Raw genomic sequence first — 24,127 nt, forward strand, 5'->3', positions numbered from 1 at the left:
CTAGCCCTTCGGGTCCGCTGCGGAGTCCGGCACCTTGAAGTCATATTCCCAGGCGAACCGAGAGGCTGCGTGCACGCCGATGGCGAACTCCACCACCAGGTCCTCGGCGGTGTAGGCCGTGCGGTGCAGCTCGACGACCGGTTCACCCGGCGGCAGCTGCAGTTGCTTCACCTCGTCGGCGGTGGGGACGCGGGCGAAGAGCTGTTCCTTCATGTGGTCGATCTCGTAGCCGGCGTCGTAGAGCACCCGGAACCCGCCGCCTCGTCCGGCCGGTCCCGGTGTGGGATCGACGAGGCGGGTGCCCTCGACGTGCTCGGGGAGGTAGTAGCTCGTCAGCGTGTGGGTGGGCTGCTCGCCTTCCTTCACCAGCCGTGCGCGCGCGTAGACCTCCGCGCCTTCCGGAAGTCCGTAGGCCGCGGCCACCAGTGCCGGCGCTTCCACGAGGCTGACGGTCTGCGTCTGCTCGTTGCGGCGATAGGCGCGGCCGGACGCCACGCGGTCGGCGATGAACGCGACCTCGTCCCCATCCCGCCACTTGGCCTTGTCGTAGCGGGCGATACCGAGCCGCTTCAGCGGCGCTTGCTCACGCACCACCGTGCCGTGACCGCGGGAGGAAGTGACCAGACCTTCGGCTTCCAGAGCCTTGTAGGCGGCGTGAACCGTGGACTTGGAACCCGCACCCTTTTCCACCAGCTCCCTGATGTGCGGCAGCTGCCGTCCCGGCTCGTACTTGCCGCTCCTGATCTCCTCGGCCAGCTTGTCCGCCAGCTCTCGCCACTTGGCCGCCATGTGCGCCCCTTCCGTTCCCTCTAAGTCAAACACAGTCCCAGGACTGTTGACAGTCCCAGGACTGCGTGCCACAGTCTCGTCAAGGCCGCCGCAGTCCTAGGACTGCAATGGATTGGCGAGCCTTCGAGCTGTCCCGACTTCACTTCTGGGAGTGCACATGCCGTCCTTCAAGATCGACACTTCGACCGCCGTGGTGTTCGTGGCGACCGCGCCGACGCCCAAGCTCGCGAACGCCAAGACCGGTGAGCGCGCGATGGACCGGGAGACCGGAGCGCCCCTGTCGACCGTGGGCCTGCTCGTCTCGGACGAGGGTGAGGGCAACCTCTACCAGGTGACCATCCCGGAGACGGGCTACCCCGAGGGCCTGGCGCCGGGGATGCCGGTGAAGGTGATCGGGCTCAAGGCGCGTGACTGGGAGAACGAGTTCAACGGGCAGAAGCGCCACGGCATCTCGTTCCGCGCCGTTGCCATCACGGCGGCGGTCTGACCATGGCTGACCTGACGGTGTGGGTGGAGGCGACCGGCGCGTTAGCGGGTGCGGGTGGTCTCGGCTACGCGAAGGCGCGGGCGCCGCGCGTGTACTGGTCGCTGGTGGGCAAGCCGCTCACGGCGGGCCGGTTCACGCTCCGGTACCGCTCCACGATGGACGTGTGCGGGCTGACCGTGCAGCCGTCCGGCCTCCGGGCGTTCATGGCCCGGAACGTCGCCCGGCGCGAGGTGCAACCGGTGCCGCCGAAGGTTCGCCGGGTCCGGGGCACGTCGACCGGCCTGCGGGTCACGCTCCGGCTTCCCGCCGGCCTCGAACCCGCCGACGTCATCGCCTCGACCGAACGCCTGCGCCACGCCTGGGGCGTTCACTCCGTGACCGTCGCCCCGGTGAAGCCTGGCTTCGTCGAGCTTCGGATGACCGGCTACGACGTCCTGCGCGACGTCCGGATGCCGGCCAAGGCCCGCCCGCGGGACATGGTGGTCCCGGTCGCTCTGCGGGAGGACGGAACGCCGTTCGAACGTGACTACCGGGCGGTACCGATGGCGCTGACACTGGGGGCGAACTTCTCCGGGAAGTCGATGTATCAGCGCAACCTCATCAAGGGCTTGGCCCAGCTCCCCGCCGCCCTGGTGGGCATCGACTGCAAGCGCGGCGTGGAACAGGCCGGCTACGCGCCGCGGCTGTCGGCGCTGGCCACCGACCCGGACCGGGCGGCCGACCTCCTGGACGTGCTGCTGACGGAGATGGGCGACCGGTTCGACCTGCTCAGCCTCTACGGCGCTGCGGATCTGTGGGAGCTGCCGGACGAGGTGCGGCCGGTGCCGGTCGTGGTCCTGGTGGACGAGGTGGCGGAACTGTTCCTGACCTCCTCGAAGAAGGAGGAGGAACGCCGGGAGCGGATCGTGACCGCACTGATCCGGCTCGCGCAGATGGGCCGCGCCGCCGGCCTCTACCTCGAAGTGTGCGGGCAGCGCTTCGGCTCCGACCTCGGCCGCGGCGCCACCATGCTCCGAGCCCAGCTCACCGGCCGCGTCGTCCACCGCGTCAACGACAAGGAAACGGCAGAGATGGGGCTCAAGGACGTCGCCCCGGCGGCGGTCCCGGTGGCCTGCCAGATCCCCGCCGACCGCCCCGGAACCGCGGTCGCCACCGACGCCTCCGGCGGCTGGTGCCGCATCCGCACCCCGAAGGTCTCCCAGGACGAGGTGATCGCGGTCTGCCGCGAGCACGCGCACCTGGTCCCCGACGTTCCTGCCCTCGAACCGTTCCGGCCCTACGTGCCCGAGCCGGTTGCCGGGCAACGCCCTTCGCTGGTCAAGCCGGTCCCGGCAACCGAATGAAGCCGCCGGGGCCGGGCGGTCGAACTGCTCCCGCCCGGTCCTGGCCCAACTCCCCCAAAGGGAGGTGACTCCTCATGGCTCGACTGCTCCGCCCGGACGCCGTGCTCATCCAGGCCGTCATCGCGGGCGCTCTGTCCTTCTCCCACCTACACGACCTCGCGGAAGCCGCCGGGCAGACCGGTTGGAAGGCGTGGGCCTACCCGATCTCCGTGGACCTGCTACTGGTCGCCGCATGGCGTCGACTGCGCACCGTGCGAGACGGCGGGGCCTGGACCTGGTTCATCGTCGCCCTCTTCGCCTCGCTCGGCGCGAACATCGCTACCGCCGGCCTTCTCGACCTCACCGACGTGCCGGACTGGCTACGCATCCTCGTCGCAGGGTGGCCCGCTCTCGCCTTCCTCGGTGGCACCCTCCTCGTCCACTCCCCGGCCCACACCACCTCGGACGAGGCACCGGTCCCGGACGAGGTGACGCCGCCCGTCGACCGTGCGCCTGCGGAAGTCGAGATGGAGCGCGCCGAAGAGCCCGACCCCGAACCGGCTCCGGTCGACTCCACCCCGCCCGTGCCCGAGCTGGCTCCGGTGCCTCCGTCAACACCTGCCACGCCAGCGATCCCGTCCGCGCTCCTCGACCACGCTCGCAAGCTGGCGGACTCCCACCAGGCCGCCACCGGCTCACCGATCCCCGTGGACGTCCTTGCGGCCCGTCTCGGCCTTCCGGCCCCGATGACCGACCAGATCGCCGCGCAACTTCAACTCACCTGACTGACCAGGAGGTTCTACGTGTCCGCGTACCGACGCTTCCGCAACAAGATCCGAATAGGCCCGGTGCAGGTCGCCACCTACTACGACGGCCGCGGCCGGGACCAGCACACCGCGGTCTGCACCGCCCCGCGCTGTGACTTCTCCGGCGATTACCCGACCAGGGCCGGGGCCGAGCTCGCCGCCCAGACCCACCGCTGCAAGGCGTGAGGAGACGGCCGTGATCGACGTCCCGCTCTGGCTCGCCATGGTCGCCGTCGCCCTCCTCGGCATCCGCCTCGTCCGCCCGCCGATCTGGCTGGTCGCCGCGCTGCTGCTGACCGGTTACCTCTCCGCCGACACGTTCATCGGCACCGCGCTCCGCTCCGTCCTCGACTGAATACCGCCGAAGGGATCACTCCTGATGTTCACCCCGAAGTACCCGCCCGCGGTCTCCATACCGGCCGCGCCCGTCCAGCCGATACCCGAGCCGGAGAGGCCCGGCGCGGCACCGGCGGTGTACCAGCCGGCGCCGATGGCACCTGCCGCCGCTGGTCGGCCGGCCATCCAGCTCACGCCCGGAAGCGCGGTCGCCCTCGCCGCCGGCGGCGGGGCCGTGGTCCTGGTCGTCGGCGCCGTCCTGGTCTCGATGCTCCTGGCGGTCGCCATCACCGGCGTCTCGATCGCCGTCACCGCGATCGTCCTGCGCCTGCTCGTCAACGACATGCACAACAAGCCCCAGCGCTGAACGGCCCCCGGGGCGGCCTCGGTCGCCAAACTTCCGCCGCCCCGGGCGCCTGCACCACTCCCAGACCCCAACGGACCCGGAAGGGAAAGCCCATCATGCCCCAGCACCCCCCGGCCTCGCGGATCTGCCGCGACTGCGACGGCTTCGCCACCGCCGCCATCACCACCGGCACCCGCCGCCCGGACGGCACCCGTCAGACGCTCCCGGTCACCTGCCCCACCTGCAAGGGCACCGGCCGCACCGCCCCCGCCGGCGCTCTCGCCACCGTCCGGCGGTGACCGCATGACCGTCGCCACTGCCGCGGCGGGCCTGGACCCGGCCACCCTCGCAGACCTCCTGCGGGTGGCCGGGTCCCCCGGCTTCGACCGCGTCCAGGACCAGATCCGCCGCACCGGCGGCTGCTCCGACCCGATCCACCTCCGCGGCTCCACCGTCACCCGCGACCGTGAAACCGGACAGGTCCTCTACGCCTACTCCACCGACACCGAGCCCGGTGGGCGGCTCCGCGTCGCCTGCGGCAACCGCCGGGCCTCCCGCTGCCCGTCCTGCGCCTGGACCTACGCCGGAGACACCTACCACCTGATCCGCGCCGGCCTCACCGGCGACCCGGCCAAGGGCACGCCCCACACCGTGCGCGACCACCCGCGAGTGTTTGCCACCCTCACCGCGCCCTCGTTCGGCCCGGTCCACAACCGGCCCGGCAAGCGCCCCTGCCGCTGCGGCACTTGGCACCAGGAGGACGCCCCCGAACTCGGCACGCCGCTCGACCCGGAAACCTACGACTACGCCGGTGCGGTGCTGTGGAACAACCACGCCTCCGACCTGTGGCGCTACTTCACGATCTACCTCCGCCGCGAGATCGCCAAGCGGGCCGGGCTGACGCAGAAGGACGCCCGCGAACAATCCCGCGTCTCCTTCGGCAAGGTCGCCGAGTACCAGAAACGCGGAGCGGTGCACTTCCATGCGGTGATCCGCTTCGACGGACCCGCCGGACCTGACAGTCCGCCGCCGCGCTGGGCCACCCTCGACCTGCTCACCGACGCCATCCACGCCGCCGCGGCCCGCGTGGCAGTCGACGTCCCCGCCGCCGGGAAGCAGCCGGCCCGCACGCTGCGCTGGGGCACCCAGCTCGACGTTCGACCCGTCCGCGCCTTCGACGACGGTGAGGACATCACCGAAGCGGCCGTCGCCTCCTACGTCGCCAAGTACGCCACCAAGGCCGCCGAGACCACCGGCGCCGCGGATGCGCCTGTGCACTGCCGCACCTGCCGCGGCACCGGTCGCTCCCCCCGCTACGACCGCGCCGACTCAGCACTCGGCCGCTGCGCCACCTGCCAGGGCACCGGCCTGGGCGAAAACCTCACCCGCCTGGACATCCCCGAACACGCCCGGCGCCTGATGGCCGCTTGCGTCAGCCTCCAGCCGCTCTACCGGGACCGGCAGCTTGCCCGGTGGGCCCACATGCTCGGCTTCCGCGGCCACTTCTCCACCAAGTCCCGTACCTACTCCACCACCCTCGGTGCGCTCCGCCAGGTCCGCGCGGACTACCGCGCCGCCCAGCACCGCGCCGCCCTCGGCCTGCCCGACCCCGCCGACACCGACGAGGGCACCACGCTCACCCTCGCGCACTGGGCCTACGCCGGCCACGGCCACACCCCCGGCGAATCCTGGCTCGCCGCATCCATCGCCCGAGACATCCAGCTCAACCGCGAGACCGCCCGCGAAGCCCTGCTCGACCAACTCGCCCTGGAAGGAGCCGCAGCATGACCACCGCGACCGCCGAACTGCTGACCGTGCCGGAGGTCATGGCCCGGCTCAAGCTCGGACGCTCCACGGTCTACGACCTGATCCGCTCGCGTCGTCTCACGTCCATCACCATCGGCCGTTCCCGTCGCGTGCCGGCGGACGCCCTTCTGGACTTCATCGCCCGCGAGATCGAGGAGGCCGCCTGATGGCCCAGCAACGCAAGCGGAACCCCAACGGCGCGGGAACCATCACCAAGCGCAAGGACGGTCGCTATCAGGCCGCCGTGTACGTCCTCCAGCCCGACGGCACCCGCGCCCGCAAGTTCGCCTACGGCAAGACCTGGGCGGAGTGCGACGCCAAGCGCCGGGAGTTGCTCGACAAGGTCGACCAGGGCGTGCCCGTGCCCACCCGGTCGGCCAAGCTCGCCGAGTGGCTGGCCTTCTGGCTGGACAGCGTGGTCAAGCCGCGCCGCAAGCTCAGCACCTACGACAAGTACGAGGCGCACGTCCGCCTCTACCTCTCCCCGATGCTGGGCACGAAGCGGCTGGAGTCCCTGAGCGCTCCCGACGTGCGCCGCTTCCTCCTGCAGCTGGAGAAGAAGACCACCGCTGCCACCGCCAAGGAGTCGCACCGCGTCCTGCGCACGGCCCTCTCCGCCGCCTGCCGCGAGGAGCTGATCACGCGCAACGTCGCCACGCTCGTGGAGCCGCCCCGGCCCGTCCCACGGGAGCTGAGCCCGTGGTCGTTGGACGAGACGCTCGAATTTCTCGCCGCCGCCCGCCGGGACCCGCTGTACGCGGCCTTCGTGCTCGCCATCGCCATGGGCCTGCGCCGGGGTGAGATCGTCGGCCTGCGCTGGCGGGACATCGACCTCGAGAACCGCGTCCTCCTGGTCCGCCAGCAGGTGCAGCGTCGACGCGGGGTGCTCTACAACGACGAGACCAAGGGGCGCCGCTCGCGTGCCCTGCCCCTGCCGGCCATCTGCATCGCCCCGCTGCGCTGGCATCGGATGCGGCAGCAGTCGGCGTACGCGGCCGCCGGCATCGACTGGACCTCTGAAGGCTACGTCTTCGCGACCCGCACCGGGCGGCCGATCGAGCCGCGGAACGTGCACCGGTCCTTCGTCCGCGTCAGCGAGTCCGCCGGCCTCCGGCCCGTCCGGCTGCACGACGCCCGGCACGGCTGCGCCACGCTGCTCACGGCGGCCGGGGTCGCGCCCCGCGTCGTCATGGAGATCCTGGGCCACAGCCAGATCAGCATGACGATGGACGTGTACACGCACGTCGTGCAGGACACGCAGCGGGAGGCGATCAGCCACATGGACCGGCTGCTGAAGCGGCGGCCCGCCCGTGAGTGACCGCTCTCGTTGATGTCAGGCGTGGATGTCAAAGGCCCCGGACCATGATCGGTCCGGGGCCTTCGCCGTGTCCTGCCTGGAGCCCCCTGTCGGGTTCGAACCGACGACCCCCGCTTTACAAGAGCGGTGCTCTGGCCAGCTGAGCTAAGGAGGCGTTGCCCGAGCAGTGTACCCACCGTGCCGGGGGGCCTCGTCGGGAATTGTTGCGAACTTCTCCGCCGGACTCTGCTGACTTTGGGGGCCCCGCGGGTTAACGTCCCTGCAGTCCGGTTCACCGGATCGGACATCACCACCTTCCACTACGGATCGTCCGGCACGTTCCTGCCGGTGAAGGGGGCCCATCACCATGGCCACTGTTACGTTCGACAAGGCGACCCGCATCTACCCGGGTGGCACCAAGCCCGCCGTCGACGCGCTCGACATCGAGATCCAGGACGGCGAGTTCCTGGTCCTCGTCGGCCCGTCCGGCTGCGGCAAGTCGACCTCCCTGCGCATGCTCGCGGGTCTGGAGGACGTCAACGGCGGCGCGATCCGCATCGGCGACCGCGACGTCACCCACCTGCCGCCGAAGGACCGGGACATCGCCATGGTGTTCCAGAACTACGCGCTGTACCCCCACATGACGGTCGCCGCGAACATGGGCTTCGCGCTCAAGATCGCGGGCGTGCCGAAGGACGTCATCCGGCAGAAGGTGGAGGAGGCCGCGCGCATCCTCGACCTCACCGAGTACCTGGAGCGCAAGCCGAAGGCGCTCTCCGGCGGTCAGCGTCAGCGTGTGGCGATGGGCCGCGCCATCGTGCGTGAGCCGCAGGTCTTCCTCATGGACGAGCCGCTGTCCAACCTGGACGCCAAGCTCCGTGTCTCGACCCGTACGCAGATCGCGTCGCTGCAGCGCCGCCTGGGCATCACCACCGTCTACGTCACCCACGACCAGGTCGAGGCCATGACCATGGGCGACCGGGTGGCCGTGCTCAAGGACGGTCTGCTCCAGCAGGTCGACACCCCGCGCAACATGTACGACCGCCCCGCCAACCTCTTCGTGGCCGGCTTCATCGGCTCGCCCGCGATGAACCTGGTCGAGGTGCCGATCACCGACGGCGGCGTGAAGTTCGGCAACAGCGTGGTGCCGGTCAGCCGTGAGGCGCTCTCCGCGGCCTCCAGCCGTGGCGACACGACGGTCACCGTGGGCATCCGGCCCGAGCACTTCGAGGTGGTGGAGCTCGGCGGCGCCGGCCTCGCCAAGGACGCCGGCCTCGAGGTCTCGGTCAACGTGGTCGAGGAGCTCGGCGCGGACGGCTACGTCTACGGCACCGCCCGCGTCGGCGGCGAGGACAAGGACCTGGTGGTCCGCGTCAACGGCCGCCAGGTCCCCGAGAAGGGCTCCAAGCTGCACGTGGTGCCGAAGGCGGGCGAGACCCACGTCTTCTCCACCTCCACCGGCGAGCGTCTCTCCGACTGATCCGGAGCCGGCACCGGCCGGCGTCGGAACGGAACGGGCCCCGCGGCATCGCGCCGCGGGGCCCGTTCCCGTTTCCCGGGCGACCGGCGACGCCGGGGAGACACACGGGCCCGGCTGCGCCTCGACGGGCCGCACCGCACGAGCGGCACGCACCGCAAGGGCCGCACCGCAGCACCGGCCGCGTCAACACGGCTACTCGAATGCTCCACCGAAAGGTCACCCATCAGGGTTACCAAATGTCGCCTAACAACTACCGCCCGCTACCCTCACTCGCGTGAAGCACACCACGAACCAGCAGACGCGCGCCGGCCGCGGTCCCGCCCGCGGGATCGGCCGCACGCTCGCCCTCGTCCTCCCCGTCGTCCTGGTCCTCTCCGGCACGCTCGCGGTCACCCGGGTGAACTGGTCGGGCGAGCCCGCCGACCCGGTGCTCGCCGCTGCGAACGCCGGGTCACCGGCGAGCGTCTCCGGCAAGGCCCGCCCCGCCCCGCAGGACGTGCTGCGCGACCGGCTGCTGACCGAGCTGCAGGAGAAGGACCCGGGCGTCGCCCTCACCCACCTCCAGAAGGCGGTCGACGAGCAGCCCTCGCTGGCACGGCACTGCGCGTCCATCGCCCGCGCGCTGGGCCGGGCGGCGGTCCGGGTCCACGGCCCGGTGAAGGCCCAGTCCTACTCCCGCCCGGTGTGCGACACCGCCTTCGCCACCGGCGTGGCCGCGGCGGGCGGCCGCTAGGCAATACAGCCAGGGCCTGTCCGGCACCCTCCTCGCCCAGTGGCGCGCGGGGCGCACGTACAGTGCGGTCCATGACCGATCCGAACGCCGCCGCGCGCCCCGTCCAGGCCGTCATCCTGGCCGGTGGCCAGGGCTCCCGCCTGCGCCCCTACACCGACGACCGGCCCAAGCCGATGGTGGAGATCCCCGGCACCGGCACGCCGATCATCGGCCACCAGATCACCTGGCTCGCCCAGGAGGGGGTGACCGACGTGGTCGTCAGCTGCGGGCACCTCGCCGACGTGCTGGAGAAGTGGCTCGACTCCGCCGATCTGCCGGCCCGGGTCACCACCGTCGTCGAGCCGGAGCCGCTGGGGCGGGGCGGCGGGCTGAAATACGCCGCGGCGCACCTGCCGCACCCCGACCGCGCCTGGTACGCCACCAACGGGGACATCTGGACGCGGTTCTCGCTGCGCGACATGGCCGACTTCCACACCGGGCGGGGCGCGGTGGCCACGCTGGCGCTGGCGCGGCCCCGGCTGCCGTGGGGGGCGGTCAGGACCGACGGGTTCGGGTACATCAACGACTTCATCGAGGCGCCGCCGTCCACCTTCGAGATCAACGCGGGGGTGTACGTGTTCTCGCCGGAGTTCGCCGAGCTCCTGCCGGACCGCGGGGACCACGAGCGGAGCACGTTCCCCCGGCTCGCGCGGGAGCGGCGGCTGGCCGGGTTCTCCATCCCGCACGGGGCGTACTGGCGGGCCATCGACACGGCGAAGGACCTCACGGAGGCCGCCAAGGAGCTCGCCGCCCTCAACGGCTGACGCCGGCAGCCGCCTGAACCCCCGCGGCCGCCACCGCGACGCGCCGCCCTCGCCCGCGCGGGAGCCCGCCGCCGCGTTCCCGCCGCCGGTAGGGTCTGGCCACCGTTGTCGGCGACAGAGGGGAACCGCATGCCGCAGCTGCTGAGGGTCCAGAACTTCACCGTCTCGAGCGACGGGGTCGGCGCGGGCGAGGACCAGAGCCTGGAGAACCCGTTCGGTCTCGCCGTCGATCCGGCGGCGCTCTTCGCCTGGGCGGGCGCCACCGCGAGCTGGCCCAACCGCACCGACCCCGGCGGCAGCCGTGGGCTCGACGACTACTTCACGCGGGACTTCTCGCACAACATCGGCGCCGAGATCATGGGCCGCAACAAGTTCGGCCCGCAGCGCGGGCCGTGGACGGACCACGAGTGGAAGGGCTGGTGGGGCGACGAACCGCCGTTCCACACCCCGGTGTTCGTGATGACGCACCACCCGCGCCCCTCGTTCACGCTCTCCGACACCACGTTCCACTTCGTCGACGGCGACCCCGTGAGCGTCCTGGAGCAGGCCCGGAAGGCGGCGCGGGGCAAGGACGTCCGGCTCGGCGGCGGGGTGTCCACCGTGCGGCAGTTCCTGGACGCGGACCTCGTGGACACGCTGCACGTCGCGGTCTCCCCCATGGAACTCGGTTCCGGCCTGCGGCTGTGGGAGTCGCCGGACGAGCTCCTCGACCGGTACCACCTGGAGGTCGTGCCCAGCCCGAGCGGCGTGACCCACCACCTCTTCTGGCGCAGGTGACACGGGGCTCCCACCGGTGCTCCCCCTCCGCCGGCGGACGCCCCGGAGGCCCCCCGGCGGACACCCCGGCGGACACCCCGGCCGACACCCCAGGCCCGGGGCACGGCCCCCCCGGCAAGGAGGGACAAGGAGAGAGCCCCCGGCCCGTACCAGGGCCGGGGGCTCTCCCGTCGGGCTCGGGCCGGTCAGCCGAAGAGGCCGCCGACCAGGCCGGGGTTGCGGGGTGACTCGTCGGGCGAGCCGCCGCCGGAGGGGCTGCCGGAGGAGGGGGCGCCGTCCGAGGTGCCGGCTCCCGCCGGCGCCTCCTCGGGCGCGGGCTCCACCGGCGGCGCCTGACCGGACTCGCTGGGCCGCCCGCCCGAGACGTCGCCGGCGTCCCCGGTGTCCGTCCCGGCGGCGGCCTCGCCCGCGTCCGCCTGCGTGCCGGCGGTCCGCTCCTGCGCTCCCGCCGTGCCCGCGGTCGGCTCGGAGGCCGTGCCCTCGGACCCGGCCGTGGGCTCGCCCGAGGCCGACTCGGACGGCGACCGGCTCCCCGGCGCCGTGTCACCCGGCAGCGGCGACCCCGGCAGCGCGTTCCGCGGCGGCTCGCCGGGGCGCGGCACGACCACCCGGTCCGCGTCCCGCACCGCCGCGCCGAGCAGCGACCCGACCAGCAGGGTCAGGCCCGCGACGACACCCGCCGCCAGCGCCCCCCGCTTCAGCACGTACCGGCGCAGGTCCCACAGCGGGGCCCGCGGGCCCAGCCGCCGCCAGGCCCGCCCGGCCAGCGCGCCGTCCGCCGAGTAGACCGGCGCGCCCGCGATCACCAGCGGCGACCAGGCGGCCAGGTAGACCACGTCCGCCATCTCGTAGACCGGCACCGCCTGCCAGCTCACGCACATCAGCAGCGTCGCCGCCAGCAGCACGCCCACCCCGGCCGCGACCCGCTGCCACAGGCCGAGGACGGTCAGCACGCCCACGAGCACCTGAAGGAAGGCCACGGTCAGGCCGGAGCCCACCGGGTGCTGGAGGGCGAAGCCGTGCAGCGGTTCGCCGACGCCCCCCGGCTCCAGGGCGTGCAGCAGCCGGGTCATCGAGCCGCGCTCGCCGCCGTCGAAGTAGACCGGGTCGCAGAGCTTGCCCATGCCGTCGTAGACGGAGACGAAGCCGAGGAACACGCGCAGCGGCAGCAGCACCACGCCGAGGTTCATCCGGCGGCCGGGGTAGTAGGCGTGCTTCTCCGTCGCCCGCCGGCCCCCGCGGCCCTCCTCGGCCCCGGCCTCCACCGCCGAGGCCTCGGCGCCGTAACCGTCCGCGGCGTACCCGTCGGGACCGTACCCGTCGGGACCGTAGCCGTCCGCGGCGTAACCGTCGGGGCGGTAGCCGTCCGCGGGGTGGCCGTCCGGACCGTAGGCGCCGGGACGGTGGGCGTCCGTGCCGTAGCCGCCGCCCGCGTACCCGTCCGCGCCGTACCCGCCGTACCGCGCCCCCGTGCCCCCGTACGCGCCCGTCCGGCCGTAGCCGGAGGCGTCGGAGCCGTACTCGTCGGCGTAGGTCTCGTACGCGCCCGGCGCCAGGTAGCCGGGCTCCTCGAAGGCGCTGCCCACCGACCGCATGGGCGGCAGGAGGCGGGTGCCCTCGCCGATCACCGGCGTCTCGAGGGTCCGCTCCGTCGCGCTCTCCTCGCGCCCGCCCGCGTAGCCGGCGGCCACGCCGCCGTCGTACCCCCGGTCGAGGCCCTCGCCGAACCCGCCGCCGTAGCCCGCGCCGGGGTCCGGCAGCCGCGGGATGGTCTGGGTCGTCGCGGGAGAGGGCGCGGGGGACACCGGCGCGGCGGGCGCCTGGGCGAGGCCGCCCAGCTGGGCGCCCCGCACGGCCTGCAGCAGGCGGTGCGCCCCCGTGTCGTCCGGCGCCGAACGCCCGCTCCAGACGACCGGACGCCGCTTCTTCCCGGCCGCGGCCGCACCCGGCTGCGCGACGACGGGGATCGGCGTCGTGTCCTCGGTGGCTCTCACGTGCCCGGCGATCCGCGTCGACCTGGCCCGCCGCGCCGAGGCGCCCAACTGCACGCGGAAGCTCGCGTGATTGACGATGACCTGCGCGGGATCGCAGGGCACCTTCACCATGCTCAGCGCGGGGGTGTCGTCGAAGCCCGACGGACGGTCCCCCGTAGGTGTGCGGGGTGTTCTGGTGTCCACACTCATCTAACCGAGTGACGACACGTAAGGACACTGCCCCGACCGCCCCGATCTGTCCGAAGCACGTCAAGCTCGGCAGTCGTCCGCAAAACACCCCGCGCGGGCGAATTTCTGCACACCCGTTCGAGAGGGAACGGGTGCCGCACCGGGTCCGGTGAGCCGGCGGTCAGACCCGGCGGCGTGCCGCCTCGTAGAGCACGATGCCCGCCGCGACACCGGCGTTGAGCGACTCCGCGCCGCCCGGCATCGGGATGCGGACCCGGAAGTCGCAGGTCTCGCCGACCAGGCGGGACAGGCCCTTGCCCTCGCTGCCGACCACGACGACGACCGGGCCGGACAGCGCCTCCAGGTCACCGATCTCGTGCTCTCCGTCGGCCGCCAGGCCCACGACGACCAGGCCGGACTTCTTGTACTGCTCCAGCGCCCGGGTCAGGTTGGTGGCCCGCGCCACCGGGGTGCGGGCCGCGGTGCCCGCCGAGGTCTTCCACGCGCCCGCGGTCATGCCGGCCGCGCGGCGCTCCGGCACGACCACGCCGTGGCCGCCGAAGGCGGAGACGGAGCGGACCACCGCGCCCAGGTTCCGGGGGTCGGTGACCCCGTCCAGGGCGACGATCAGCGCGTCCTCGCCCCGGTCCGCGGCGTCGGCGACCAGGTCCTCGGGGTGCGCGTACTCGTACGGCGGGACCTGGAGCACCAGGCCCTGGTGGTTGAGGCCGTTGGTCATCCGGTCGAGCTCGGGGCGCGGCGCCTCCATCAGGTTGATGCCGCCGCGCTCGGCCGCGAGCTGCAGCGCCTCGCGGACCCGCTCGTCGCTGTCGATGAACTGCTGCACGTAGAGCGTCTTGGCGGGCACGCCCTCGCGCAGCGCCTCGACGACGGGGTTGCGGCCGACGACCAGCTCGGAGGTGGAGCGGCCACCGCCCCGGCGGGCGGCGGCGGGCCGGCCCTGGGCGCGGCGGGCCTTCGCGTTGGCGGCACGCTGCTTGGCGTGCCCCTTGCGCATCTCGGCGGGCGGGGTCGGCCCCTTGCCCTCGAGACCCCGGCGTCGCTGGCCGCCACTGCCGACCTGCGCGCCCTTCTTACTCGATGCGCGGCGGTCCTTGGACATGAGCTGATCGTCTCCGTGAAGCTGGGGGGAAGTGTGCGTCTGGAAGTGCAAGTGTGCCGCCCGGAAGCCCGGGCGGCACATTCGCGCAGGTCGGGTCAGCTGCCGCCGAGGGACCAGCGGGGTCCGTGCGGGCTGTCCTCGATGACCAGGCCGGAGCGGCCGAGCTGGTCGCGGATGGCGTCGGCGGTCGCCCAGTCCTTGCGGGCGCGGGCGGCCTCGCGCTGCTCGAGCACCAGCCGCACCAGCCCGTCGACCACGCCCTCGAGCTCCTCGCCGCGGCCCTCGGCGCCGCCGGACCAGTGCGCGTCCAGCGGGTCGAGGCCGAGCACGCCGAGCATGGCGCGGACCTCGGCCAGGCGGGCGACCACCGCCTCCTTGTCGTCGGCGGCCAGCGCGCTGTTGCCCTGCCGGACCGTGGTGTGCACCACGGCGAGCGCCTGCGGGGTGCCCAGGTCGTCGTCCATCGCCTCGGCGAAGGCCGGCGGGACCTCGGCGGCGGGCTCGACCGGCCCGCCCGCGAGCTCCACGGCGCGCTGGACGAAGCCCTCGATCCGGGCGAACGCCGACTCGGCCTCGCGCAGGGCCTCCTCGCTGTACTCGATCATCGACCGGTAATGCGGGGTGCCCAGGTAGTAGCGCAGGACGATGGGCCGCCACCGGGTGACCATCTCGGAGACCAGCACCGAGTTGCCCAGCGACTTGGACATCTTCTCGCCGCTCATCGTCACCCAGGCGTTGTGCATCCAGTAGCGGGCGAACTCGTCGCCGAACGCCTTGGACTGGGCGATCTCGTTCTCGTGGTGCGGGAAGACGAGGTCCAGGCCGCCCCCGTGGATGTCGAAGGCGGGCCCCAGGTACTTGTGGACCATCGCCGAGCACTCCAGGTGCCAGCCGGGGCGGCCGCGGCCGAACGGGGTGTCCCAGCTGGGCTCGCCCGGCTTGACCGCCTTCCACATGGCGAAGTCGCGCGGGTCCCGCTTGCCCGCCACGCCCTCGTCGGGCTGGCGGAGGTCGTCGACGTCCTGGTTCGACAGCGAGAGGTAGTCGGGGTACGAGCGCACGTCGAAGTAGACACTGCCGTCCGCCTCGTAGGCGTGGCCGCGCTCGATCAGGCCGCGCATCATCTCGACCATCTCGGTGACGTGGCCGGTGGCCCGCGGCTCGTACGTCGGGGGCAGGCAGCCGAGCGCGTCGTAGGCGGCGGTGAAGGCCCGCTCGTTCTCGTAGCCGATGGACCACCAGGGGCGGCCCTGCTCGGCCGACTTGGCGATGATCTTGTCGTCGATGTCGGTGACGTTCCGGACGAAGGTCACCTGGTAGCCGCGGTGGGCGAACCATCGGCGCAGCACGTCGAAGTTGAGGCCCGAGCGGATGTGCCCGATGTGCGGGGGTGCCTGGACGGTGGCGCCACAGAGGTAGATCGAGACACAGCCCTGCGTGAGCGGGACGAAGTCACGGATCTGCCGGGCGCTGGTGTCGTACAGGCGAATAGTCACGCCTCAAGAGTAGTGGGCGCGGGGCACTGCCTCACGCCCACTACCACAAGCGGCCACCGGCGGTCCGCCGCTACCGGCCGGCCTCGCGGACCACCAGGGCGGTGGCGACGGCCATCAGCCCCTCGTCCCGTCCGGGGAAGCCGAGGCCGTCGGTGGTGGCGCCGGAGACGGAGACCGGAGCGCCCGCCGCCTCGGAGAGGATCTTCTGCGCCTCCTCGCGCCGCTTGCCGATCTTCGGCCGGGGGCCGACGACCTGCACCGCGACGTTGCCGATGACGAAGCCCGCCGCACGGACGATCCGGGCGGCCTCGGTGAGCAGGGTGACGCCGGAGGCGCCGGACCACTCGGGGCGGGAGGTGCCGAAGTGCTGCCCGAGGTCGCCGAGCCCGGCGGCGGAGAAGAGCGCGTTGCAGGCGGCGTGCGCGACCACGTCGGCGTCGGAGTGGCCGGCCAGTCCCGGTCCCTCCCCCTCCCACTTCAGGCCCGCGCACCACAGGTCGCGGCCCTCCTCGAAGGCGTGGATGTCGGTGCCGATGCCGACCCGCGGCAGCGGGTACGGGACCGCGGGCCGCTCGGAAGCCGCCGTGGCCGCGGGCCGCTCGGAAGCGGTGGCTTCCGCGGGCTGCTCAGAAGCCATCGTTGCGCCTCCTGCGGGCCAGGACCGCCTCCGCCAGGACCAGGTCCAGCGGGCGGGTCACCTTGAACGCCTCCTCGTGCCCGGGCACCGTGACGACCCCCAGGCCGAGGCGCTCGACCATGCTCGCGTCGTCGGTGACCTCGCCCTCGACCTCCTTGTGGGCGCGGGTCAGCACCGTCCGGTCGAACCCCTGCGGGGTCTGCACGGCGCGCAGCCGGGCCCGGTCCGGGGTGGCCACCACCGGCTCGGGCTCCCCGGTCACGGCGGCCGGCTGGACCTCCTTGACCGTGTCGGCCAGCGGAAGCGCGGGCACCACGGCCAGGGCGCCGTCGCGCACGGCCTCGATCACCGCGTCCACGGTGTCCACCGGGACCAGCGGCCGGGCTGCGTCGTGGACCAGCACCACCTCGTGGCCCGCGGGCAGCGCCTCCAGGCCGAGCCGCACCGACTCCTGCCGGGTCCCGCCGCCGGGGACCACCAGGAAGTCGGTGCGCTCCGGCAGCGCGTGCGAGTCGAGGAGCGACCGCACCTCGGCGGCGCCGTCGGGCGGGGCCACCACCACGACCAGGGAGACATGGCGGGACGCGGCCATGGCGCGCACCGCGTGGATCAGCATGGGGGTCCCGCCGAGCGTCCGCAGCGCCTTGGGGGCGCCGGGGCCCAGCCGTACCCCGCGGCCGGCGGCCGGGATCACCACGGCGGTGCCGGCGGGCGGGGAGGAGGGGCGCTCGTCTCGGGACAAGGCTGCGTGAGACATCGGTTCCTGTCAGGTTTGTGTGCTCCGCGCGGATGGGTATGGCCTCACCGAACCGGATGCTCCGCCGCCGGCCGGCCCTTCCGTGACAGACGGGCGGCGCGGAGGATCACGGGTCGGGAGAGGCCGGTCGAAGACTCACCGCCGGCGCGACGGCCGATCCGACTGTGGACATGCCGCAGCGCCCGGCAATGCTTTCGCATCATCGGGCACTGCGGCAGCGACTGTCCTAGATCCGGTCGCGCTCGGCGTAGCCGCGCGGGCGCGTCCGGAGGAACAACATCAGGAGGCGAGCACCTCGTCGAGGAGCGCCTCGGCCTTGTCCTCGTTGGTGTTCTCCGCGAGAGCGAGCTCGCTGACCAGGATCTGGCGGGCCTTGGCGAGCATGCGCTTCTCACCGGCGGACAGGCCGCGCTCGCGCTCACGACGCCACAGGTCGCGGACGACCTCGGCGACCTTGATGACATCACCGGAGGCCAGCTTCTCCAGGTTTGCCTTGTAACGGCGTGACCAGTTGGTGGGCTCCTCGGCGTACGGCGCGCGCAGCACCTCGAAGACCCGGTCCAGTCCATCCTGACCGACCACGTCACGCACGCCCACGAACTCCGCATTGTCCGCCGGCACGCGCACCGTGAGATCGCCCTGGGCGACCTTCAGCACCAGATAGGTCTTGTCCACGCCTTTGATCTGGCGAGTTTCGATGGCCTCGATCAGCGCGGCCCCGTGATGGGGATAGACCACGGTGTCGCCAACCTTGAACGTCATGTGACAGGTACCCCTTCCGTGGCTATCCAGGGTAACACGGATTGGGCGGGTTCTGAATGGCGTTTTCGCAGGTCAGGGCATATCTCGGGGCTTGACAACTCCAGCCGGTACATGCTTCGGAAGGGGAGCGGAAGGGGGTATTCGCAGGTCGGAGGGGGGTTCCCGGCCGTGCGAAACGCGGACGTTACACCCCTTCGCGGCCTCGCGACAACGACGTTACGCCCCAGAATGTCCGATTCCAAGTGAACGATCTCCGCTACTCCGTTCGAGCGGGCCATCCGGCTGCCGGGTGACCCGCGGAGGCAATCGGAAATTGATCACCGGGCACCCGATCGGCCCCCTGATCAAAATTCGCCAGGGGCATTCCGGGCCTGCGGAAATAACAGCCCGCAGTTATCCGAATGCCGGACCGACGGCACGTGAATCCATCGGCGCCCGACAAGGGTTCGAGGCGCCTTCGGGGGCGGAAGATCGAGTTGTTGTGACGAACGTCAAGCGGAAGGGTGACGTTCCGGTGCCCGCCGACGGGCGGTTCACACCGGGTGAGCGCGCGGTTCGCCTCGGGTGGGTCGGGTGCGGCCGGGAAGAGGCGGCTCGGTAATCTTGGGGCGCCAACGCTTCACCCGTCCCTGGGAGCCGGCGGCGTCACCGCCGTCCCGCTTCGCCCACGTTAAGGAGTTGCCGCCGCCGTGAGCAGCAGCCTTCGACGCGGCGCCCTCGCCGCCGCCGCCATCGCGTTCTCGATCGCCTCGCTCGCCGCCTGCGGCGCCGGCAACAACGCCGAGACCCTGCAGATCAAGCCGGACCTCGCGGGCACCGCCGTCGGCGACATCAAGGTGCGGAACGTCGCCGTCATCACCCAGGCCGACACCGAGGCCGCCGGCCCGGCCGCCGTCATGGCGACCGTCTTCAACGACGGCACGAAGGATCAGACGCTGGACTCCATCACCCTGGGCGGCGGCCACACCGTGGAGCTCGAGCCGGCCAAGGGCGGCACGCTGACCGTACCGGCCGGCGGCCGGTTGGTGATCGGCGGCGAGAACAACGCGAGCGCGACGGTCCCCGCCGGCCGGGACGCCGTGCAGGACGGTGACAACCAGGAGGTGACCTTCACCTTCAGCGAGACCGGCCGGGTCTCCCTGGAGGCGCTCGTGCTGCCCGCCGACAGCTACCTCTCCGACTGGGGCCCGAGCGCCGTTCCCGGCGTCGGCGAGCCGTCCGGGGAGCCCTCGGGCTCGGCGTCGCCGTCCGGCTCCGCGGAGGCCGGCGAGGCCGGCGCCTCCGCGGACCCGTCCTCCGAGGCCGACGCCGGCCACTGACGGCGCGGACGGGTCACGCACCCGCCGCGACACGCACGCCGAAGGGGCGGCTCCCCGCGGGGAGCCGCCCCTTCGGCGTGCGCGCGTGGGTCCGCGCCGGCCTACGGCTCGAACTTGTAGCCCAGGCCGCGGACCGTGACCAGGTACCGCGGGGCCCCGGGGTCGGGCTCGATCTTCGCGCGGAGCCGCTTGACGTGGACGTCGAGGGTCTTGGTGTCGCCCACGTAGTCGGCGCCCCACACCCGGTCGATGAGCTGCATCCGGGTCAGCACGCGCCCGGCGTTGCGGAGCAGCATCTCCAGCAGGTCGAACTCCTTGAGCGGCAGGTCCACCTTGTCACCGTCCACGGTGACGACGTGGCGGTCCACGTCCATGCGGACCGGGCCGGCCTCGAGCGCCGTGGGGGTGGTCTCCTCGGGCTCGCCCCGGCGCCGCAGCACGGCACGGATGCGGGCCACCAGTTCGCGGGAGGAGAACGGCTTGGTGACGTAGTCGTCGGCGCCTATCTCCAGCCCGACCACCTTGTCGATCTCGCTGTCCTTGGCGGTGACCATGATCACCGGGACGTTGGAGCGGTTGCGCAGCTGACGGCAGACCTCGGTGCCCGGCAGCCCGGGCAGCATCAGGTCGAGCAGAACCAGGTCGGCTCCGTTGCGCTCGAACTCCTCGAGGCCGTCGGGGCCGGTGGCCGCGACGGCGACCTCGAAGCCCTCCTTGCGGAGCATGTACGACAGGACGTCGGAGAAGGACTCCTCGTCCTCGACGACGAGCACACGGGTCACGGGCGGACCTCCGGAGCGGGAAGCGGATCGGGCGAAGGGGTGGGTACGGCGGTGGAGCCGGTGGCGGGCCCGGGCGCCGCGGCGGCGCCGGTGGTGTCGGGGGCGGTGCCGGTGGTGTCCGGGGCGGCGGACGTGGAGCCGTCGCCGCGCTCACGCGCCGCGCGGGCCTCCGGCAGCCGGATGGTGAAGGTGGAGCCCTGGCCCTCGGTGCTCCAGACGGTGACCTCGCCGCCGTGCGAGGCCACCACGTGCTTGACGATGGCCAGGCCCAGGCCGGTGCCGCCGGTGGCCCTGGAGCGGGCCGGGTCGACGCGGTAGAAGCGCTCGAAGATGCGCTCCCGGTCGCGGTCGGAGATGCCGATGCCCTGGTCGGTGACGGCGATCTCGATCATCTCGCCGCCCGGGCCGGCCACCCGGCGGACCGCGATGCCGACCTTGGTCTGGGCGGGCGAGTAGTTGACCGCGTTCTCGACGAGGTTGCCGAGGGCGGCGGCGAGCTGGCCGCGGTTGCCCCAGACGTACAGTCCCTCGGCGCCGGCGGCGGCCATGGTGATGTTCTTCGAGCCGGCCTGCTGGCGGCAGCGGTCCATGGCCTCCTCGACCAGCACCTCGGCCTTCACCGGCTCGGCGTCCTCCAGCGGATCGTCGTTCTGGATCCGGGAGAGGTCGATGAGTTCCTGCACGAGGTTGGTGAGGCGGGTGGCCTCGATCTGCATGCGTCCGGCGAACCGCTGCACCGCCTCCGGGTCGTCGGCGGCGTCCATCACGGCCTCCGACAGCAGGGAGAGCGCTCCCACGGGGGTCTTCAGCTCGTGCGACACGTTGGCGACGAAGTCCCGCCGGACGGCCTCGATGCGGCGGGCCTCGGTGAGGTCCTCGACCAGCAGCATCACCAGGCGCGAGCCGAGCGGGGCCACCCGGGCGGAGACCGCCAGGGGTTCGCCGCGGCCGGTGCCGCGTCGGGGCAGTTCCAGTTCGACCTGGCGTATCTCGCCGTCCCGCCGGGTGTCCCGGGCCATCTGCAGCATCGGTTCCACCGCGAGCCTGCCGCCGCGGACCAGTCCCAGCGCGTAGGCGGCGGAGCTGGCCTTGACCACCGCGTCCGCCTCGTCCAGCACCACCGCCGAGGAGCGGAGCACCGACAGGACGGTGTCCACCCCCCGGGGGAGCGGGCTCTCGGCGTGCGCGGAGGCGCGGCTCGGGCGTTCCAGGTCGCTCTCGCTCCAGCGGAACGCCAGCATGGCGATGACGCCGGTGAGCACACCTGCGATCGCCGCCGCTGCGGCGACCGCCGCGTTCACGTCCATGCCTCCAGGTTAGGTGGGGTGAGGGCGTGTCCCCCAGCCTCCGGAGCGAGACCTGGCGCACTGGTCGCCCAGAGTTCACCTTCCGGTTCGTGTCGGTTCACCCCGTCGGCCGCCGGCGGGCCGGGAGCCGCGTGAACGGCGGTGGAACGGGGGGCACGCTTTCCGGTTGCTTCAGGTCGCGACGGGCGGGTAGGACCGACCCCACGTGGAAACACGAGCATGATCGGCCCGCCCGGGGAAGCCACCCGGGATCCGCCCGGGACCGTCCGTCATCCGAAAAGGGGAACAACAGATGCGCGACGCGTACCACGAGGAGCTGGATTCGATCGCCGACGACCTCGTCGGGATGGCCCGTACGGTCGGCTCGGCGATGGGCCGGGCGACCACGTCGATCCTGGACGCCGACCTCTCCCTGGCGGAGCGGGTGATCGAGGCCGACCAGGACGTCGACGAGAAGCAGCACGACCTGGAGGCCCGGGCGATCGCCCTGCTGGCCCGCCAGCAGCCGGTGGCGACGGATCTGCGGACGGTGGTGACCTCGCTGCGGATCTCGGCCGATCTGGAGCGGTCCGGGGACCTCGCCAAGCACGTGGCCAAGCTGGCCCGGCTGCGCTACCCGCAGCAGGCGGTCCCCTCGGACCTGCACGCCACCGTCCTGGAGATGGGCCAGCTCGCCCAGCGGCTGATGGCCAAGACGGCCGAGGTGCTGGCGACCAAGGACGTCCGGCTGGCGCTCCAGCTCGAGCAGGACGACGACGCCATGGACAGCCTGCACCGCACGCTCTTCCAGCACCTGATGGACGACAAGTGGGAGCACGGCATCGAGACGGCGGTCGACGTCACGCTGCTCGGCCGGTACTACGAGCGGTTCGCGGACCACGCGGTGTCCGCGGCGCGGCGGGTGGTGTTCCTGGTCACCGGTGAGCACCCGGGGGACTTCTCCGCGGAGGGCGGCGTGGGCGGCGCCTGAGGCCCGGCCCCGGTCCCGGCGCGGCGCGGCTCCGGTCCCGCCCCGGGATGCCTCGGGGATGCCGCCGGAAGGCCTTTGCGGAGGCCCTCCGGAAGGGGCGTCCGGGCGGCTGGTGATGCGCCGTCCCGCCGTGCGCGGCGCCTCCGTGCGCCGTTGATGCGCCGTGGGGGCGGGCGGTGCAATGGGGAGGACCACTGGTTTCCCGTGCCCTGTCGGCACGCCACTGGAGGGATGGACCCGAGATGGCCGAGGCCCCCCGCACGGACGACGACCCGACCCGCGCCGCCGACACCGAGGAGGCGCCCGCGCCGCGCGCCCTGCCGCTGCTGGCCGCCTGCGGCTGCGGTTCCGGCTGCGGCTGCGGCTGCCAGTCCGGCGCCCCCTGTCAGTGCGGCTGACACCGGGACGCCCACCACCGCGCCGAGCCCCGCTCCCCTTTCCGGGAGCGGGGCTCGACGTGCGGTGCGCGCGGCCTCCGCGACCTGGACGGTGAGCCGGTACGGGGCCGGGCCGGCCGCGGGCCCCGCCGCCGCACGGGCCGGGCGGGCCGGAGGCCGCGGGACCGGAGCAGGAGTGGGGTCGGACGCCGACAGCGTCCGGCCACGGCCGGCACCAGCCGGGCGGGTTGCCGGGCGGACGACACGGAGCCGCGTGCGGGCTCCGCTGCCGCACAGGTCGGGCGGGCCGAGGCACCACAGGCCCAGCACGGAAGGCCGGCACCAGTCGCCGACGGCGTCCGGTCACCGTCGACGACTGCCCGACGGGCTGCGCACGGACAGGCGGTACAGGGCCGGCCGCGGGCCCCGCCGCCGCACGGGCCGGGCGGGCTGAGAGGCCGCAGGACCGGAGCAGGAGACCGGAATCGGACGCCGACGGCGTCCGGTCACCATCGGTGGCTGCGGGACGGGCTGCCGGGCGGACGAACCGCAGACGAGCAGGCAGCCCAGGCAGGCGGAAGCGTCCGGTGCGGGCTGCCGGGGCCGGATGCGGCGGCCGGAGGTGCCGGCCGGGCGTCGGCGGAGGATCGGGGTGTCAGAGGCGGGGGGGCGAGGGCCGGTCAGAGGCGGGGGGCGAGGGCCGGCCAGGGGAGGGTGAGTTCGCCCTGGCGCCAGCGGGAGGGGCCGTCGGCGACCGGCCAGTCGGCGGTGAGGTCCCGCACCGCGCGGATCCACCGCTGGCGCGCCCCGTACGCGGCGTACGGCGCGGCGGCCGCCCACGCCCGGTCGAAGTCGCGGAGGAACGCGTGCACCGGCTCGCCGGGGACGTTCCGGTGGATGAGCGCCTTGGGGAGCCTCTCCGCCAGGTCGGACGGCCGTTCCAGCGACCCCAGCCGCGTCGCGAAGGTCACCGTCCGCGGCCCCTCGGGGCCGAGGGCGACCCACACGTGGCGGCGTCCGATCTCGTCGCAGGTGCCCTCCACCAGCAGCCCGCCCCGCGAGCCGTGCGGACCGGCCGGGGCGAGGCGGGCGCACAGCCGCGACCACACCTCGGCGACCTGGTCCTCGTCGTACTGGCGCAGCACGTTCGCGGCCCTGATCAGCTGGGGCCGCGCCGCCAGCGGCACCTCGAAGCCGCCGTGCCGGAACTCCAGCCCCTCCCGCTCGTAGGGGCGGGCCGCGGCGACCCGGGCGGGGTCGATCTCGATGCCGACCACCCGCGTCCGCGGCGCGGCGGTCCGCAGCCGGCCGAGCAGTTCGACCGCGGTCCACGGGGCGGCCCCGTAGCCCAGGTCCACGGCGACCGGCCGCTCCGCGCGGCGCAGTTCCGCCCCGTGGGTGGCGGCGATCCAGCGGTCCATCCGCCGCAGCCGGTTGGGGTTGGTCGTCCCGC

General features: G+C 73.1%; 27 protein-coding genes and 1 tRNA gene. 17 read left to right on the top strand and 11 right to left on the bottom strand.

The genetic code is table 11. From position 1 onward, the window contains the following. Window positions 1-789, bottom strand: a complete 789-nt coding sequence (locus ABZ836_RS17640) for a GntR family transcriptional regulator (RefSeq protein ID WP_361143112.1) — start codon at window positions 787-789, stop codon at window positions 1-3. 157 nt (window positions 790-946) lie between these two features. Here ABZ836_RS17640 and ABZ836_RS17645 point away from each other — a divergent pair, with 157 nt between their 5' ends. The 10 genes from ABZ836_RS17645 (at window position 947) to ABZ836_RS17690 (ending at window position 7,210) form a co-directional block, all read left to right on the top strand. Next, window positions 947-1,276 (top strand): hypothetical protein, encoded by a 330-nt coding sequence (locus ABZ836_RS17645; RefSeq protein WP_180219605.1) that lies wholly within the window; start codon window positions 947-949, stop codon window positions 1,274-1,276. Between the two features lie 2 nt (window positions 1,277-1,278). Then, a complete protein-coding gene (locus tag ABZ836_RS17650; protein ID WP_361143115.1) occupies window positions 1,279-2,619 on the top strand; it encodes an FtsK/SpoIIIE domain-containing protein in 1,341 nt (446 codons plus the stop codon). A gap of 74 nt (window positions 2,620-2,693) precedes the next feature. Then, window positions 2,694-3,383: a DUF2637 domain-containing protein gene (locus ABZ836_RS17655; RefSeq protein WP_361143118.1), complete on the top strand. Its 690-nt coding sequence runs from the start codon at window positions 2,694-2,696 to the stop codon at window positions 3,381-3,383. Window positions 3,384-3,401: 18 nt separating this feature from the next. After that, window positions 3,402-3,590 carry a mobile element transfer protein gene (locus ABZ836_RS17660; RefSeq protein WP_356130114.1) on the top strand — a complete coding sequence of 63 codons (189 nt, stop codon included), beginning with the start codon at window positions 3,402-3,404 and terminating at the stop codon, window positions 3,588-3,590. Between the two features lie 10 nt (window positions 3,591-3,600). After that, window positions 3,601-3,759, top strand: a complete 159-nt coding sequence (locus ABZ836_RS17665; RefSeq protein WP_361143297.1) for a hypothetical protein — start codon at window positions 3,601-3,603, stop codon at window positions 3,757-3,759. A 24-nt stretch (window positions 3,760-3,783) separates the two neighbouring features. Further along, window positions 3,784-4,107 (top strand): SpdD protein, encoded by a 324-nt coding sequence (locus tag ABZ836_RS17670; protein WP_361143121.1) that lies wholly within the window; start codon window positions 3,784-3,786, stop codon window positions 4,105-4,107. 95 nt (window positions 4,108-4,202) lie between these two features. Next, the gene (locus ABZ836_RS17675; RefSeq protein WP_361143124.1) at window positions 4,203-4,385 is read left to right on the top strand and encodes a hypothetical protein; all 183 of its coding nucleotides are present in this window, start codon (window positions 4,203-4,205) and stop codon (window positions 4,383-4,385) included. Window positions 4,386-4,389: 4 nt separating this feature from the next. Next, window positions 4,390-5,874: a replication initiator gene (locus tag ABZ836_RS17680; RefSeq protein WP_361143126.1), complete on the top strand. Its 1,485-nt coding sequence runs from the start codon at window positions 4,390-4,392 to the stop codon at window positions 5,872-5,874. Further along, entirely contained in the window at window positions 5,871-6,059 is a 189-nt protein-coding gene (locus ABZ836_RS17685) for a helix-turn-helix domain-containing protein (protein WP_361143129.1), read from the top strand. The genes ABZ836_RS17680 and ABZ836_RS17685 overlap by 4 nt, the downstream gene beginning before the upstream one ends. After that, window positions 6,059-7,210 carry a site-specific integrase gene (locus tag ABZ836_RS17690; protein WP_361143132.1) on the top strand — a complete coding sequence of 384 codons (1,152 nt, stop codon included), beginning with the start codon at window positions 6,059-6,061 and terminating at the stop codon, window positions 7,208-7,210. The genes ABZ836_RS17685 and ABZ836_RS17690 overlap by 1 nt, the downstream gene beginning before the upstream one ends. Before the next feature lie 77 nt (window positions 7,211-7,287). Here the strand turns inward: ABZ836_RS17690 and ABZ836_RS17695 are convergent. After that, window positions 7,288-7,364 (bottom strand) — tRNA-Thr (locus tag ABZ836_RS17695). A 192-nt stretch (window positions 7,365-7,556) separates the two neighbouring features. On the opposite strand from ABZ836_RS17695, the gene ugpC reads away from it, so the two are divergent. From ugpC to ABZ836_RS17715, 4 genes are all read left to right on the top strand, one after another. Then, window positions 7,557-8,669: a sn-glycerol-3-phosphate ABC transporter ATP-binding protein UgpC gene (gene ugpC, locus ABZ836_RS17700; RefSeq protein WP_361143135.1), complete on the top strand. Its 1,113-nt coding sequence runs from the start codon at window positions 7,557-7,559 to the stop codon at window positions 8,667-8,669. A 274-nt stretch (window positions 8,670-8,943) separates the two neighbouring features. After that, on the top strand, window positions 8,944-9,402 hold the full coding sequence (locus ABZ836_RS17705) for a hypothetical protein (RefSeq protein WP_356130126.1): 459 nt from the start codon (window positions 8,944-8,946) through the stop codon (window positions 9,400-9,402). Between the two features lie 71 nt (window positions 9,403-9,473). Then, window positions 9,474-10,205: a nucleotidyltransferase family protein gene (locus ABZ836_RS17710; protein ID WP_356130128.1), complete on the top strand. Its 732-nt coding sequence runs from the start codon at window positions 9,474-9,476 to the stop codon at window positions 10,203-10,205. Window positions 10,206-10,334: 129 nt separating this feature from the next. Then, window positions 10,335-10,982, top strand: a complete 648-nt coding sequence (locus ABZ836_RS17715) for a dihydrofolate reductase family protein (protein WP_361143139.1) — start codon at window positions 10,335-10,337, stop codon at window positions 10,980-10,982. Between the two features lie 185 nt (window positions 10,983-11,167). Here the strand turns inward: ABZ836_RS17715 and ABZ836_RS17720 are convergent, their stop codons facing one another. The 6 genes from ABZ836_RS17720 to ABZ836_RS17745 form a co-directional block, all read right to left on the bottom strand. Then, a complete protein-coding gene (locus tag ABZ836_RS17720; protein WP_361143142.1) occupies window positions 11,168-13,165 on the bottom strand; it encodes a DoxX family membrane protein in 1,998 nt (665 codons plus the stop codon). Between the two features lie 160 nt (window positions 13,166-13,325). Beyond that, on the bottom strand, window positions 13,326-14,267 hold the full coding sequence (gene rlmB, locus ABZ836_RS17725; protein ID WP_356130134.1) for a 23S rRNA (guanosine(2251)-2'-O)-methyltransferase RlmB: 942 nt from the start codon (window positions 14,265-14,267) through the stop codon (window positions 13,326-13,328). A gap of 95 nt (window positions 14,268-14,362) precedes the next feature. Continuing rightward, window positions 14,363-15,763, bottom strand: coding sequence for a cysteine--tRNA ligase (cysS, locus tag ABZ836_RS17730; RefSeq protein ID WP_361143145.1), 1,401 nt, complete (start codon window positions 15,761-15,763; stop codon window positions 14,363-14,365). 70 nt (window positions 15,764-15,833) lie between these two features. After that, entirely contained in the window at window positions 15,834-16,400 is a 567-nt protein-coding gene (gene ispF, locus ABZ836_RS17735) for a 2-C-methyl-D-erythritol 2,4-cyclodiphosphate synthase (protein ID WP_356130137.1), read from the bottom strand. Next, window positions 16,390-17,142, bottom strand: coding sequence for a 2-C-methyl-D-erythritol 4-phosphate cytidylyltransferase (gene ispD, locus ABZ836_RS17740; RefSeq protein WP_356130304.1), 753 nt, complete (start codon window positions 17,140-17,142; stop codon window positions 16,390-16,392). The genes ispF and ispD overlap by 11 nt, the downstream gene beginning before the upstream one ends. A 294-nt stretch (window positions 17,143-17,436) precedes the next feature. Next, window positions 17,437-17,919 carry a CarD family transcriptional regulator gene (locus ABZ836_RS17745; RefSeq protein ID WP_003953493.1) on the bottom strand — a complete coding sequence of 161 codons (483 nt, stop codon included), beginning with the start codon at window positions 17,917-17,919 and terminating at the stop codon, window positions 17,437-17,439. A 689-nt stretch (window positions 17,920-18,608) separates the two neighbouring features. Here ABZ836_RS17745 and ABZ836_RS17750 point away from each other — a divergent pair. Next, window positions 18,609-19,238, top strand: coding sequence for a DUF461 domain-containing protein (locus ABZ836_RS17750; protein ID WP_361143149.1), 630 nt, complete (start codon window positions 18,609-18,611; stop codon window positions 19,236-19,238). Window positions 19,239-19,339: 101 nt separating this feature from the next. Here ABZ836_RS17750 and ABZ836_RS17755 read toward each other — a convergent pair whose 3' ends face one another. Both ABZ836_RS17755 and ABZ836_RS17760 read right to left on the bottom strand, forming a co-directional pair. Then, window positions 19,340-20,020 (bottom strand): response regulator transcription factor, encoded by a 681-nt coding sequence (locus ABZ836_RS17755; protein WP_356130141.1) that lies wholly within the window; start codon window positions 20,018-20,020, stop codon window positions 19,340-19,342. Next, a complete protein-coding gene (locus ABZ836_RS17760; RefSeq protein ID WP_356130143.1) occupies window positions 20,017-21,327 on the bottom strand; it encodes an ATP-binding protein in 1,311 nt (436 codons plus the stop codon). Before ABZ836_RS17760 ends, ABZ836_RS17755 begins: the two co-directional genes overlap by 4 nt. Before the next feature lie 292 nt (window positions 21,328-21,619). Between ABZ836_RS17760 and phoU the strand changes: the two genes are divergently transcribed. Beyond that, entirely contained in the window at window positions 21,620-22,297 is a 678-nt protein-coding gene (gene phoU / locus ABZ836_RS17765; protein ID WP_361143152.1) for a phosphate signaling complex protein PhoU, read from the top strand. A gap of 242 nt (window positions 22,298-22,539) precedes the next feature. Then, window positions 22,540-22,695 (top strand): hypothetical protein, encoded by a 156-nt coding sequence (locus ABZ836_RS17770; protein ID WP_356130147.1) that lies wholly within the window; start codon window positions 22,540-22,542, stop codon window positions 22,693-22,695. 659 nt (window positions 22,696-23,354) lie between these two features. Here the strand turns inward: ABZ836_RS17770 and ABZ836_RS17775 are convergent. After that, a complete protein-coding gene (locus ABZ836_RS17775; RefSeq protein ID WP_361143280.1) occupies window positions 23,355-24,095 on the bottom strand; it encodes a class I SAM-dependent methyltransferase in 741 nt (246 codons plus the stop codon). Between the last annotated feature and the right edge of the window lie 32 nt (window positions 24,096-24,127).

Source organism: Streptomyces sp. NPDC047130 (genome assembly GCF_040643475.1).
GTDB lineage: Bacteria > Actinomycetota > Actinomycetes > Streptomycetales > Streptomycetaceae > Streptomyces.

Coding starts and splice junctions, on each gene's coding strand:
- ABZ836_RS17640 (WP_361143112.1), bottom strand. CDS start 789: ATGGCGGCCAAGTGGCGAGAGCTGGCGGACAAGCTGGCCGAGGAGATC.
- ABZ836_RS17645 (WP_180219605.1), top strand. CDS start 947: ATGCCGTCCTTCAAGATCGACACTTCGACCGCCGTGGTGTTCGTGGCG.
- ABZ836_RS17650 (WP_361143115.1), top strand. CDS start 1,279: ATGGCTGACCTGACGGTGTGGGTGGAGGCGACCGGCGCGTTAGCGGGT.
- ABZ836_RS17655 (WP_361143118.1), top strand. CDS start 2,694: ATGGCTCGACTGCTCCGCCCGGACGCCGTGCTCATCCAGGCCGTCATC.
- ABZ836_RS17670 (WP_361143121.1), top strand. CDS start 3,784: ATGTTCACCCCGAAGTACCCGCCCGCGGTCTCCATACCGGCCGCGCCC.
- ABZ836_RS17675 (WP_361143124.1), top strand. CDS start 4,203: ATGCCCCAGCACCCCCCGGCCTCGCGGATCTGCCGCGACTGCGACGGC.
- ABZ836_RS17680 (WP_361143126.1), top strand. CDS start 4,390: ATGACCGTCGCCACTGCCGCGGCGGGCCTGGACCCGGCCACCCTCGCA.
- ABZ836_RS17685 (WP_361143129.1), top strand. CDS start 5,871: ATGACCACCGCGACCGCCGAACTGCTGACCGTGCCGGAGGTCATGGCC.
- ABZ836_RS17690 (WP_361143132.1), top strand. CDS start 6,059: ATGGCCCAGCAACGCAAGCGGAACCCCAACGGCGCGGGAACCATCACC.
- ugpC (WP_361143135.1), top strand. CDS start 7,557: ATGGCCACTGTTACGTTCGACAAGGCGACCCGCATCTACCCGGGTGGC.
- ABZ836_RS17710 (WP_356130128.1), top strand. CDS start 9,474: ATGACCGATCCGAACGCCGCCGCGCGCCCCGTCCAGGCCGTCATCCTG.
- ABZ836_RS17715 (WP_361143139.1), top strand. CDS start 10,335: ATGCCGCAGCTGCTGAGGGTCCAGAACTTCACCGTCTCGAGCGACGGG.
- ABZ836_RS17720 (WP_361143142.1), bottom strand. CDS start 13,165: ATGAGTGTGGACACCAGAACACCCCGCACACCTACGGGGGACCGTCCG.
- rlmB (WP_356130134.1), bottom strand. CDS start 14,267: ATGTCCAAGGACCGCCGCGCATCGAGTAAGAAGGGCGCGCAGGTCGGC.
- ispF (WP_356130137.1), bottom strand. CDS start 16,400: ATGGCTTCTGAGCAGCCCGCGGAAGCCACCGCTTCCGAGCGGCCCGCG.
- ABZ836_RS17745 (WP_003953493.1), bottom strand. CDS start 17,919: ATGACGTTCAAGGTTGGCGACACCGTGGTCTATCCCCATCACGGGGCC.
- ABZ836_RS17760 (WP_356130143.1), bottom strand. CDS start 21,327: ATGGACGTGAACGCGGCGGTCGCCGCAGCGGCGGCGATCGCAGGTGTG.
- phoU (WP_361143152.1), top strand. CDS start 21,620: ATGCGCGACGCGTACCACGAGGAGCTGGATTCGATCGCCGACGACCTC.
- ABZ836_RS17770 (WP_356130147.1), top strand. CDS start 22,540: ATGGCCGAGGCCCCCCGCACGGACGACGACCCGACCCGCGCCGCCGAC.
- ABZ836_RS17775 (WP_361143280.1), bottom strand. CDS start 24,095: ATGGACCGCTGGATCGCCGCCACCCACGGGGCGGAACTGCGCCGCGCG.